This window comes from Faecalispora jeddahensis, assembly GCF_000577335.1.
GTDB classification, from domain to species: domain Bacteria; phylum Bacillota; class Clostridia; order Oscillospirales; family Acutalibacteraceae; genus Faecalispora; species Faecalispora jeddahensis.
In genome coordinates, this window is record NZ_CBYL010000015.1 from 33128 (window position 1) to 45032 (window position 11905).

General features: G+C 50.0%; 11 protein-coding genes. 3 read left to right on the plus strand and 8 right to left on the minus strand.

All coding sequences use genetic code 11. The features are described from left to right. Positions 1–44: 44 nt before the first annotated feature. From TY09_RS07620 to TY09_RS07645, 6 genes are all read right to left on the minus strand, one after another. Positions 45–353, minus strand: a complete 309-nt coding sequence (locus TY09_RS07620; RefSeq protein WP_035316819.1) for a carboxymuconolactone decarboxylase family protein — start codon at positions 351–353, stop codon at positions 45–47. 112 nt (positions 354–465) lie between these two features. Beyond that, positions 466–1224 carry an RNA polymerase sigma factor gene (locus TY09_RS07625; RefSeq protein ID WP_042432727.1) on the minus strand — a complete coding sequence of 253 codons (759 nt, stop codon included), beginning with the start codon at positions 1222–1224 and terminating at the stop codon, positions 466–468. Between the two features lie 249 nt (positions 1225–1473). Beyond that, complete coding sequence (locus tag TY09_RS07630; RefSeq protein WP_009063010.1) at positions 1474–2163, minus strand: GntR family transcriptional regulator; 690 nt, start codon at positions 2161–2163, stop codon at positions 1474–1476. Positions 2164–2282: 119 nt separating this feature from the next. After that, positions 2283–3899, minus strand: coding sequence for a CTP synthase (locus tag TY09_RS07635; RefSeq protein WP_042432730.1), 1617 nt, complete (start codon positions 3897–3899; stop codon positions 2283–2285). Positions 3900–4244: 345 nt separating this feature from the next. Next, positions 4245–4568, minus strand: a complete 324-nt coding sequence (gene trxA, locus TY09_RS07640) for a thioredoxin (protein ID WP_009063071.1) — start codon at positions 4566–4568, stop codon at positions 4245–4247. 87 nt (positions 4569–4655) lie between these two features. Then, a complete protein-coding gene (locus tag TY09_RS07645; RefSeq protein WP_042432734.1) occupies positions 4656–5420 on the minus strand; it encodes a peptidylprolyl isomerase in 765 nt (254 codons plus the stop codon). Positions 5421–5614: 194 nt separating this feature from the next. On the opposite strand from TY09_RS07645, the gene TY09_RS07650 reads away from it, so the two are divergent. Further along, entirely contained in the window at positions 5615–6544 is a 930-nt protein-coding gene (locus TY09_RS07650) for a S1 RNA-binding domain-containing protein (protein ID WP_042432737.1), read from the plus strand. Between the two features lie 190 nt (positions 6545–6734). On the opposite strand, the gene TY09_RS17590 is transcribed toward TY09_RS07650, so the two are convergent. After that, positions 6735–7532 carry an AraC family transcriptional regulator gene (locus TY09_RS17590; protein ID WP_052335571.1) on the minus strand — a complete coding sequence of 266 codons (798 nt, stop codon included), beginning with the start codon at positions 7530–7532 and terminating at the stop codon, positions 6735–6737. 467 nt (positions 7533–7999) lie between these two features. Between TY09_RS17590 and TY09_RS07660 the strand changes: the two genes are divergently transcribed. Further along, complete coding sequence (locus tag TY09_RS07660; protein WP_042432741.1) at positions 8000–9394, plus strand: sodium:solute symporter family protein; 1395 nt, start codon at positions 8000–8002, stop codon at positions 9392–9394. A 69-nt stretch (positions 9395–9463) separates the two neighbouring features. Continuing rightward, positions 9464–11191, plus strand: coding sequence for a gamma-glutamyltransferase (gene ggt / locus TY09_RS07665; protein ID WP_042432744.1), 1728 nt, complete (start codon positions 9464–9466; stop codon positions 11189–11191). Positions 11192–11295: 104 nt separating this feature from the next. On the opposite strand, the gene TY09_RS07670 is transcribed toward ggt, so the two are convergent. Further along, positions 11296–11841: a hypothetical protein gene (locus tag TY09_RS07670; protein ID WP_242841455.1), complete on the minus strand. Its 546-nt coding sequence runs from the start codon at positions 11839–11841 to the stop codon at positions 11296–11298. Between the last annotated feature and the right edge of the window lie 64 nt (positions 11842–11905).

The following is an 11905-nucleotide window of genomic DNA, read 5'->3' on the forward strand; positions in this document are numbered from 1 at the left end:
GTGGATTTTCCGGATGACCCGTTTCGCTGAATTTTACGTGATATCTATTTTTCCATCATCTCAGTCAAATAGGGCAAAGCATCTGCAACCTGTATGCCGACAATTGGCATAGATACCAGCATGGCACTTTTGATCTCATCTTTACTTGCGCCGAGTTCTGTTGCGCGGTGAATATGAAATGGCAGTCCTCCATACATCTTTGTCGACACCAGAACAGCAATATATGCTAATTCATGCGTCTTTTTGTCAAGAGCGCTTTTCTCCGACATTTGAAAGATAGCATCCATAAAAGCCTGACCCACACCGTTTGTTTCTGTCATAAACAATTCAAAACCGTTTGTTACTTTTTCCATGATAATTTCATCCTTTCTTTTGTGCAGTGTTTTAAAACAACTACCTATAAGGACAAAATCAAAATGCAAAAGATACGGTTTGAATAAAAAATAATAAATTATTAGGATTACTTCACATCAGCATGGTCAAAACACTTTGATACCATTCATCAGGCGGCTTTTGTTCCGGCATATGACGATACAAGTACATGACTCTTTTTCTGACACTTTCATCATAAGTATAGTTTTTCTGTTCAAAATCTAATCTGTCAATCAGTTTTTTGGCCTTGCTCTGCAGGTTGGAACGGTTCAGAGAAAATGCGATCCATGCTTTACAGGAACAAGGGTTCTTTTCATAAATGATACTGCAGTGATCGGCGAAAAAAGAATCGATATTCATTCTGGCCCGGTATAACAGTCCTTTTGCCGCACCCTTGGAGATGTCCAGTATTCCGGCGACATGCTCGATCGGAAGCCCGTACATATCCACTAGAGAAAATACGATACGCTGATGTAGCGTCAGCTTTCTTACCATCGCCAAAAAACACCCGTTTTGCAAGCTCCTGATTTCTTCCTCAACGATCACTTCATCCTCTGGCTGCGGTGTTGCATTGGCCAGCAGAACGCCTTCCCTCTCCAGCTTTTCCCATTCGACTGGCTCCGCTAAATATTTTTTCGGGTCCTTTTTGGCCCTGTTAACGAATTCATGGAAACAGATTGTCCTTAACCAGCTTGCCAATGCCTGTTCATTTTCCAGGGTATCCAGCTTTTGCATTGCTTTTAAAAAAGTGTCCTGCGTTACATCGAGTGCATCCTCAGGATGACAGGTCAATTTAAGAGCATAGTTGAAAATATACTGATAATAGTTTTGATACACATCACATAGATTCATTTTGTATCCTCGCAAGAAGCACGATTTGTATACTCATTTTTATCAATGCTGCGATATTTGCTGTAGACATTTTACCACAGCAAACCACTGGTCGTAAAGCAGATGCTGATTTTCTATGACAGGCAGGGAAACTCTCTGTAATCAGACGGAATCACTGGATTTTGTAAAATCGATATACACGGATAAATTCCACATAAAAAAACAGCATCCTTTCTTTGCCCGGTAAAGGCCAAAGAAAGGATGCTGTTTTTATTCCTTCCCATCTCGGTGGGAAGCACGTAATTTATCAAGAATCGCCTTTTCCGGCGGATGCTCCGGGTACAGGAAGTTGCGGACGCGCTGCTGGCAGTCCGTATCGCCGCAATAATAAAGGACGTCGCCCTCGCAGAGAACCGCGTAGGGCCCGGGAGAAACCATCATCATCTCTCCCCTGCGGATTCCCAGAATCGTTGCGGTCGTATAATGCCAGAAATTAATATCGGAAATCGAAAGATTCAAATACGGTGTTTTGGATGTGATTTCAATTTCAAACGGGATAAAGGGGTTGAATGCCTGAAAGCGTTCTGTTCTGTCCAATATTTCAGAAATGGACTCCGCCATGTGCTCGGCCTCTTTGCGCTGCCGATCGAGACTGTCCATAATATTCTTTTTCAGGTCGTACATGGACTTAATATCCATAAACTGCTGAACGAAACGGACCGCGTTATCGTAAGAGAGAATCACGACTCCGCTCCCTTTTACCACCGAAACGATCTCGAGATCAGACAAAACGGCAATTGCACGGCGAGCCGTTTCGGGCGAAACACTGTACTGGCTGGCCAGTGCAGACCGGGCATACAGCCTGTCGCCCACCTGGTACCTGCGCTCAACGATCTTTGCGGCAATATCCGCCGCAATCTGTTGATATACGGGAGCAGATACCTTGATTTTATGCTCCATGAAATTCTAACCCTTTCGTATTATCATCAATTTACTTTACAATATGACCTCATGTGAGTTCAACGACTTCTTCCCCCGCCTGCGGCGGGGGAAGAAGTCGTTCATTGTCTCAAGTGATACTATTCAACCGAAGTTTCTCTTTTATATTCCTTGGCAGCGCCGACAAAACCGCGGAACAACGGATGCGGGCGGTTCGGACGGGACTTAAACTCTGGATGGAACTGTGCGCCCATAAACCACGGGTGATTCGGAAGCTCCATCATTTCAACAATCCGGTTGTCAGGGGATCTGCCGCAGAATACGACTCCGGCCGCCTCCAGGCGATCGCGGTAATCGTTGTTCACCTCGTAACGATGGCGGTGGCGCTCCGAAATCAGCGGCTGCTCATCGTACAGTTCAGATGCCTTGCTGCCAGCCAGCAGCTTGCAGGGATATTTGCCAAGGCGCATGGTTCCGCCCAACTGAACCACATCCTTCTGCTCGGGCATCAGATCGATGACCGGGTTGCTGGTCTGGGGATCGAATTCAGCGGAATTCGCGTCCTCCAGGCCAAGGACATGGCGGCTGTATTCCACAATCGCCATCTGCATGCCAAGACAAATGCCCAAAAACGGTACCTTGCGCTCACGCGCATACCGAATCGCGGTGATCTTGCCCTCGATCCCGCGCTGGCCAAAGCCGCCGGGTACCAGAATGCCCTGCACTCCCTCGAGAACCTCTGCCACATTTTCGGACGTGATCAGCTCGGAATCGACCCAGCGGATATCCACCTTGACGTGATTGCCGATGCCGCCGTGGGTCAGCGCTTCGGCTACGCTCAGGTAGGCGTCGTGCAGATCCACATATTTGCCAACCATGGCAATCGTGACGGTTTCCGTCAGCGCCATGGCGGTGTTGACCATTTTGATCCATTCCGTCAAATCCGCGCCGTGGGTATCCAGACCAAAGTGCTTGCAGACAATATCATCCAGCCGCTCTTCTTTCAAAGCCAGCGGCACGGAATACAACAGCGGAAGATCCAGATTCTGGATCACGCAGTTTTCTTTCACATTACAGAACAGGGCAATCTTCTTCTTCTGATCCTCACCGACCGGCAGTTCGGAACGGAGAACAATAATATCGGGCTGAATTCCGATGGAAAGCAGCTCTTTTACGCTGTGCTGAGTAGGCTTTGTTTTCTGCTCGTGAGACGCGGCCAGATACGGCACCAGCGTCACGTGGATAAACAGGCAGTTATTGCGGCCGATCTCTGTCGCAAACTGACGGATCGCCTCTAAAAACGGCTGGCTCTCAATGTCGCCCACCGTGCCGCCGACCTCAATGATCGCTACATCCACATTCTCTTTGCCGGCCGTGATGCGGCTCTTGATTTCATTTGTAATATGCGGGATCACCTGTACGGTTGCTCCGCCGTAATCGCCGTTGCGCTCTTTCTGAAGAACATTCCAGTACACACGGCCCGAGGTCACGTTGCTGTTCTGCGTCAGGTTTTCATCGATAAAACGCTCGTAATGTCCCAGATCCAAATCGGTCTCTGCACCGTCATCGGTTACAAATACCTCGCCGTGCTGAAACGGGTTCATCGTACCTGGGTCAACATTCAAATACGGGTCAAACTTCTGCATGGTCACACGCAGTCCGCGCGACTTCAGCAAACGCCCCAAAGATGCTGCAGTAATTCCTTTTCCCAGGCCAGACACTACACCGCCGGTCACAAATACAAATTTCGCTGCCATAATTTCCTCCTACCAGCAATTGCCCTTTTAAAAAATAAATTCCCCACCAAACTGCTGGGGAACACAAATTACCGCATTTTATTATATCGCCTATCCCAGCGGGTGTCAATCGGGATAGGCGATATTTTGTCGGATTCGTAAGGAGTTCCAAAGATAAGAGAAAAAACAACACTTTTTTCCCGGAACAATCAATCCATTGCACCTGCAAAATGGATTTTTCACATCACAATTTGCAAAAACAGATGGAACGGCGTACGAAAAATCTTTTTCAAAATCACAAGAAGACGCTAAGCCGCGAATGATTTTAATTTTCCAAAAGGGAACTTACCTCAATCAGCAGGGATATTATGATTCAAGTGACTGCCGGATCTGCTCTTCAAAATGCTTCTGGGGCTTTACTCCCACCTCTGTCCACTGCTTCTGGCCGTCCTTGAACAGAATGATGGTGGGAATGCTCATGATGCCATAGCGGCGGGCCAGCTCCTGGTTATCGTCAACGTCTACCTTGAGAACGGTCAGGCTGTCTTCAAAGGTTTTCGCGAGCTCTTCCACAATCGGGGCTACCATACGGCAGGGGCCGCACCAGCTGGCCCAAAAGTCGACGAGCACCAGCGGATTTTCAGTGATCAGCTGATCAAAATTTTCTTCGGTTGCATGAATCAGTTCCATTGTTATGATCTCCTTTTCTGTGATCCTAAGAGCGTGTCGGCAAACTCCGGAACGGTTTATTCTCGATCTGCACACACGCTTCAGAAATTAGCCCTGGTATTTTTCCAGAGTGATCTTTGTAATTGTCACGTCGGCAGTGGGCTTGTTGCTGCCGTCGACCTCTACCGCTGCGATCTTGTCTACCACATCCATACCCTCAAATACCTGAGCGAACACGGTGTGGCCCTTCTTTGTGGTGCTGTAAGCGCCGTCGAGCGTGGGATTGCCGCCGTTTTCCGTATACAGCTTTTTGTAGGTATCCGAAATCTTGCTCATGTCTACCCAGCTGCCGTATTGCGTGGTAAACGCGTCGGGGCTCTGTTTGTACACGTCGTAGCCCTGCTGATAATACTCCCAGCCCGAAAACGAAGAGGCCGGGGCCTGATTGATAAAGAACTGGCTGCCGTTGGTATTGGGGCCGGAGTTCGCCATTGATACCGCACCGCGGAGATTGATCAGCGATTCGCTGAATTCATCCTCAAACGGCGCGCCGGATGCGCTTGCACCGCCGGTGCCCGTCGCGGTGGGATCGCCGCCCTGAATCATAAAATTATTCATCACCCGGTGAAAGGTAATTCCGTTATAATACCCTTTCTGCGCCAGCTGCTTAAAGTTGTCTACTGCCTTTGGTGCAGCCTCCGGGAAGAAACGAAGCTTCATCTCACCCATGCTGGTTTCCATCACAGCGATTTCCTCGCCGGCCGCGGGCTTGTCCAGCTGATAACCGAGCTCTTTCTTTTGCTGGCCGCCACAGGCCGTTAAAAGCAGCAGCAGGGAAAAACCAACCAGCGCCGCGCGGATTCTTTTGCGCATCAAACCACCATCCTTTTTTCGATCAATTTGGTAATATTTTAGTCTATTTCATGAAAATATGCAAGCTTTCCCAGCAGAAATCGATGCCATATGATGCACGCCGGGGGCCTGAATCGGCGGAACATTTTGATTTCTGTATTAGGCGCGCGGTTTTTTGCATATAGATGTTCTGACCGGAAAAAGGAGGTAAAAGAATGGGCCTGAATACTTATAAGCCCGAGGGCTGGAAGATTGATACGCCGGAGAACCGGGCTGCCATGGCAAGCATGACCGCCCTGATGGACGCATGCCGGGATGAAAAAATACTGGAGGGCCGGGCGCTAGTTTGTGACAGCTTCCACAATTTGCTGGTGGATTTGGGCTGCATGAAAGGATTGATTCCCCGGGAAGAGGGCGCTCTGGGCATTCGGGAGGGCACCACCCGGGATATTGCCATCATTTCCCGCGTGAACCGGCCTGTCTGCTTTATCATAACCGGATTTCAGAAGGATGATGCGGGCAATCCGATTGCTGTGCTCTCGCGCAGGGCGGCGCAGGAAAAATGCCGGAGAGAGTACATAGAGAAGCTGCGCCCCGGCGACGTAACGGACGCCCGGGTGACACATCTGGAAACGTTCGGCGCTTTTGCAGACATCGGCTGCGGGATCATCTCGCTGCTGCCGATCGACGCGATTTCTGTTTCACGCATCGACCACCCCAGAGAGCGGTTTACCGTGGGGATGGATGTTCGCACCATCATCAAATCGATTGAGGGGGATCGCATTACCCTTACCCAAAAGGAGCTGCTCGGCACCTGGGAGGAAAACGTCGCCTTGTTCCACACGGGCGAAACCGTGGCGGGGATCATCCGCTCCACCGAACCCTATGGAATCTTCGTCGAGCTGGCGCCGAATCTGGCCGGGCTGGCCGAAATCAAAGAGGGCGTACTGCCGGGGCAGCAGGCCAGCGTTTACATTAAAAGCATTTTGCCCTCGCGCATGAAAATCAAGCTTGTCATTATCGATACCTTTGATTATTCTTACCGCCCGATTCCGCCAAAATACTTTTTTAAGGGAGATCACATGGATCGCTTTGTCTATTCGCCGGAATGCAGCGATAAGCAAATCATAACGGAGTTTACCTGAACAAGATTTTACGATTCAAAACAGGGCCTTGAGGACGGCGTTTGCCGACCCCAAGGCCCTTCCTTTATGAATGAACGCAGGTCTTTCTATAATCATTGGACAACTTTAAAAAAGCCAGTCGTTATGTATCCAATCAACAACACATGGCAACTGCCGCAAAATAACCTGTTGCCTGTTTCAGCCGATTTTACTACGGGCGAGACTGCAAAAAGGCAGAGGGACACATACCGGTATATTCCTTAAACACGCGCGTAAAATGAGACTGATCGTAAAAACCAGCCTGCTGCGCCAATAACGTGAGGGACGGCTCGTGGGTATTTTGCAGCAGACGCAGGATATTTTGAAACCGGATCTGACTGCACAGCTGCTTGGGCGGAAGACCCACATGCTCCTGAATCAGGGTTTGCAGATATCGGGCGCTATATAAAGTCTCCTGAGAAAGCTCCTTCATGCGGATATCCCCGTGATGCTCTAAAATCGTACGCACTGCGTTTGCAGCAATCTGCTTTTCCTGTTCCCTGGGCTTCCGAAAAGAAACAGAAGAAGAGGCGGATCGAATCAGACGTTCAACCAGCCTTTGGCGTTCTTCATCGCTTTTGGCCGCAGCCATTTCCTCTTCCAAAGTTCCAACAGAAAACAATTCTTTCAAAGGGACTCCTTTTTGGGAGGGCAGTAAGCTCGACACGCCAAACAGACGGGAAAATTCCCCAGGTAAAAAACGTACCAGAAAACAATCCAGAATCCCATTATAATCTGTTGTTCCGCGGCCCTCCAGCACACCGTAGCAATAGGATCCGGGCAAGTTCGGGTCGCAGGAGAACGCAATCCCCACCATCCCGGTTCCGGGAACGCATTTCTGCAGAGAGGATTTTGCCACCAGATGCATACTATGAGCAACAATCTTGGCATCGGCGTCAGTCAGCAGACCTATATTTTTGACCCCGCCTTCCCAGAACGGCTGAAGAGAAATCATATGGGGTTCCAACATGAGCAATACCTCCTCTTACTGTTAAGCCTTCCCTCGTTTAATCCTAAATAGAGAGCATTACTGAAATCTTTTCTGATTTTTCTTAATTATAATCTATTTCTGACAGAATCGCATTAGGAAAAATCGGAACAGCTGCCTTAGGATGCCTATCTTTCTATTTTCTGAGCCCATTAAGGATCATTCTAATCAGATTTCCCCTGTTGTACAACCCCTTCTTCCTTTTAATAACTCTCTTTCCGAATTATCCAATTTCATTTCCGTTTTCTCCTAGTATTTCACTAGGCAGAAACGCTATCATATCGAAAGCACCAAATAAAAACACTTTGTCTTTTCCCATAGGTCCTTAAATTTCATGATTGCGCGAATTTTGTCGAATCGGATTGAGGATAGCATAGAGCCTCCGCAGACTGCAGGCTTCGGAGCTTTATCATAATCTTTACAGCAAAACAAAAAGAGGAGGTTTTTTCATGTTAACAGCATCTTGGATCATTGCTTTTATCGGCGTCGTACTCATTGGCATCATCGCCGGACGCAACGTTAAAAATGCTGACCAGTGGACGGGCGCAGACAAGAGTATGTCTGCCGGCAGCATAGGTGCCATGCTGGGTGCTTTTCAGATCGGCGGTATAAGCATTGTCGGCGCGGCGCAGGACGGCTACAACATCGGCATCGCCGGCGCATGGTACTCGCTGGCTACTCCCGTGTATTTTCTGATCGTCGCACTGCTGGCCGGAAAGATCCGGGAAAAAATGCCCAGTGATACCGTTTCAGATTTTCTATCCAACCGTTTTTCTACCAAATCCGGTCGTATGTACTCTTACATATGGTTGGCAATGTCGTTTCTTTACATGCCAGTTCAGCTTAAAACAGTCTCAACTGTGATTCAGTCTGCAATTCCGGGCATTAACAGCTCTGCGGCAATTATCATCGGTCTTGTCGTTGCCGCGGTGTTTACCGGGTTTGCCGGAATGCAAGGCTCTGCCCTGAGCGGCAAGGTGGTAAATATCGGTACTTATGTGCTGCTGGCAGGCTTTGTCATCTATAAACTCCCTTCCATGGGCGGGTATTCCGGCCTTCTGGAAAAGCTGCCAGAGGGCTTTGGCTCTATGGGAGCTATGCCCACCCAGAAGATCATTGGCTGGATGATCGGCGGCCTGCTTACCAGTGCCGTTATGCAGTCTGTACTACAGCCGATTATGGCCGCCAAGGATGCCAAATCCGCTCGTCGCGGCGCGCTCATTGGTTACGTTGTAGCTACTCCCATCTGCATTATCACCGCTATCATTGGCATGATGGGCCGGGCCTCAACTGACTCGCTTGGGAACGGTGCCAATGCCTTTGCCTGGACCGTCAGAGAGTTTTCTCCGCCCATTTTAACCGGCCTGATCTTTGCTATCTGTGCAATGATCGTTATTGATACTATGGCCAACATGATGCTTGGCTGCGGCACAGTCATCACCAATATTTACAAAACGCAGGTGAATCCCAATGCGAATGAAAAGAAGCTTTTGAATATAACACGTTACAGCACTATCATTTTTGCTGCTCTTACCCTAATTCCGTCGTTCCTGCTCCCCAGCACATCGCTCACCAGCATGTTCTTAACTCTGCTGTATGTGGCCACGGGCCCGGTCAGTTTCTCCATTTTCGCGGGGCTGCTCTGGAAGCGCGCCAATGCCGCCGCTTCGTTCTGGAGCATGATTTTAGGCACCGCCACCGGCATTGCGTGGGTTGTTTTGGGTCTGACAAGCCAACTGGAAGCTATCTATCCCGTTACCTTAGTCAGCTACGCCGTTGGCATTATAATTACACTCTTGGGAAAACAGGATAAAAACTCACAGCTAGAGGCGGCGGGCAATTAAACCACTATCAATTTTATATCGCGAATCTAGCGATCGCAGGAATACCAGCAAACAAGGAGGAGCCTTTTTATGCCAAATAGGCCTTACATGGGGTGTGAAATCCCCGAGATCGCAATGTACACGCCCTATGTTTCCGGTAAAGACGGCGCGGTCAGTTCAAACAGTCCTTACGCAAGCAGCGCCGGGCTGGAGATTCTGAGTCAGGGCGGCAACGCTGTAGATGCCGCTGTTGCTGTTTCTCTCGTTCTCGGCGTCGTGGAACCCTATCACAGCGGTATTGGGGGCGGGTGCTTTCACCTCTTTTACCACAAAGAAAGCGATGCGTTTTATGCTGTGGATGCCCGCGGCGTTGCGCCAATCAACGCTTATCAGGATATGTTCCTCGATGAAAACGGCGATGTGGACGCAGGGCTGACGGAATTTTCAGGACGTTCGGTTGCAGTACCCGCGCTTTACCGTGCTATGGACAATCTACTGAAAAAATTCGGCACCATGAGCTGGCAGCAAGTTTCCGCCCCGGCCATCCGTCTTTGCAGACAGGGATTTAAATGTGGATTTCAGTATGCAAGAATCAGCAATACAGCGGAGGCGGAGCATAACCGCGATTCGTACGAAGGCTTTCGGGAACTGTACCTGCACGACGGTAAGCCCAGAACCTTTGGAGAGTTGATTTACAATCCTGATCTGGCAGAAACCATGGAGAGCGTGGCGAAAAACGGCGCAGACTGGTTTTATAACGGGCCGGTTGCAGATGAGATTGTGCAGCAGGTAAACCGTGATCAGGGTCTTTTGGTAAAAGAAGACCTTACCGGATGCCGGCCCAAGCCCCGCACACCAGTTCGCAGCAGCTACCGGGGCTATGAGGTGGTCTCTATGCCGCCCCCATCTTCAGGCGGCACACATCTGATTCAGATGCTCAACATCTTAGAGAATTTTGACTTGGGGAGCATGGGCTTTCATTCGGCAGAAAGCATCCATATCATCGCAGAAGCAATGAAACTGATGTTTGCAGACCGCTCTGTGGCCATGGGTGACCCCGACTTTGTGGAAATTCAGCAGGAAAAGCTTCTGTCCAAAGAGTATGCTCATAAGCTATCTGCAAAGATCGACCCGGACCGGGCTCAGGAGTTTGCACCGGTAGAGGGAATTGAAGCCCGGGAGTATGCCGGCTGCACCTCTCATTTTTCCGTCATGGACCGCTTTGGCAACGTTTTGGTGCAGACGCAGACCATCCGTAACTGGTGGGGATGCGGAATCGTGATTCCCGGGCGCGGCTTTGTCATGAACAACACAATGGCCGATTTCAGCCCCAAGGTCGGGGTGCGCACCTCGCAGGGGCTGGCCTATGGCATGGCAAATGCGATCCGCCCCGGAAAAACGCCTCTTTCCAGCATGTCTCCGACCATCGTTCTGAAGGATGGAGTTCCCTTTCTCGCCGTGGGTGCGGCAGGCGGGCCAAGAATCATTACAAGCACTCTGCAGTTGATTTTGAACGTGATCGATTACGGGATGATGATGGACCCGGCGATCCGGACACCCCACATGTGCTGCCTGACAAAAGAACAGGGGCTGGAATTGGAAAACGGCTTTTCTCCCGATACCATTCGCTTGCTGGAAAAAAAGGGACACCGCATTCTGGAAACCACCAGCTTTGGCAATCTGCTGGTACTGCCCAACGGAATTCTGAGAAAGGACGATACTTTCTTCCCCGGCGGCACCAGCCGCGCAGATGGCGGCAGCGGTGCGCTGACTGAGTTCGGTACCATAGCGCTGGACGGCTTATGCTTTCAGCCGTAAATCCTTCAAATAAGAAATCGCCCAAAAACATGCGGTCTGCCTATTCCGCCAGATACGAAAAGCTCCCTCCGACCAGCGTTTTGCCGTTCGGAGGGAGCTTTTATTTAATCTTCTTTTGACTCGAGCTTCAGAATATGAGAATCGATGATCTGGCGGAAGGTCTGGTTGCTGCCGCGATTGCCATGCTCATCTTTGTAATGCAGCGGGCGGTAATGAGGGGTCAGCGTCTGCTGCTTTAAAAACTGCAGGGCTTCCTTGCGGCTGCGCGCGTGTTCAATCACACCCGCCATTTTTACGGCGTACATCGCGTCATACGGCTCCAGACGATAGGCTTCGGCAAAATTGGTGAGAGCGGCCTCGTGCTTCCCCAGATTTTCCTGTGCCTGCGCCAGAATCACATACATCTCCGCGCGGCTTTTGGCCCATCGACTGATGGTGACGCCGTCCTGGATCATCGTCCCGTAAGAAAGGCGGTCCCATCCCGAGGTTTCCAGATACTGCTGGGCATATTTGGCCGTCAGCTCGTCATTTCCGCCCAGCCAGCTGCACGCGGTGGCGGCAATATAAAGCTGCTGCGGCGTTTTTGGAGTGCCACAAAGAGAAATCACCTTGCTCAGACGTTCATGATCATTTTGAAGCTTTGCATACAAACGCTGCGCCTCTTCCTCTTCTGTATAATTGACAGGGATTGAGGCCCCGATTAATCGGAATAAA

Bases quoted from the DNA above. Each gene is read 5' to 3' on its own strand.
- TY09_RS07620 (WP_035316819.1), bottom strand. From the start codon at position 353: ATGGAAAAAGTAACAAACGGTTTTGAATTGTTTATGACAGAAACAAAC.
- TY09_RS07635 (WP_042432730.1), bottom strand. From the start codon at position 3,899: ATGGCAGCGAAATTTGTATTTGTGACCGGCGGTGTAGTGTCTGGCCTG.
- TY09_RS07630 (WP_009063010.1), bottom strand. From the start codon at position 2,163: ATGGAGCATAAAATCAAGGTATCTGCTCCCGTATATCAACAGATTGCG.
- TY09_RS07650 (WP_042432737.1), top strand. From the start codon at position 5,615: ATGGGCCTGAATACTTATAAGCCCGAGGGCTGGAAGATTGATACGCCG.
- TY09_RS17590 (WP_052335571.1), bottom strand. From the start codon at position 7,532: ATGTTGGAACCCCATATGATTTCTCTTCAGCCGTTCTGGGAAGGCGGG.
- TY09_RS07660 (WP_042432741.1), top strand. From the start codon at position 8,000: ATGTTAACAGCATCTTGGATCATTGCTTTTATCGGCGTCGTACTCATT.
- trxA (WP_009063071.1), bottom strand. From the start codon at position 4,568: ATGGAACTGATTCATGCAACCGAAGAAAATTTTGATCAGCTGATCACT.
- TY09_RS07625 (WP_042432727.1), bottom strand. From the start codon at position 1,224: ATGAATCTATGTGATGTGTATCAAAACTATTATCAGTATATTTTCAAC.
- TY09_RS07645 (WP_042432734.1), bottom strand. From the start codon at position 5,420: ATGCGCAAAAGAATCCGCGCGGCGCTGGTTGGTTTTTCCCTGCTGCTG.
- ggt (WP_042432744.1), top strand. From the start codon at position 9,464: ATGCCAAATAGGCCTTACATGGGGTGTGAAATCCCCGAGATCGCAATG.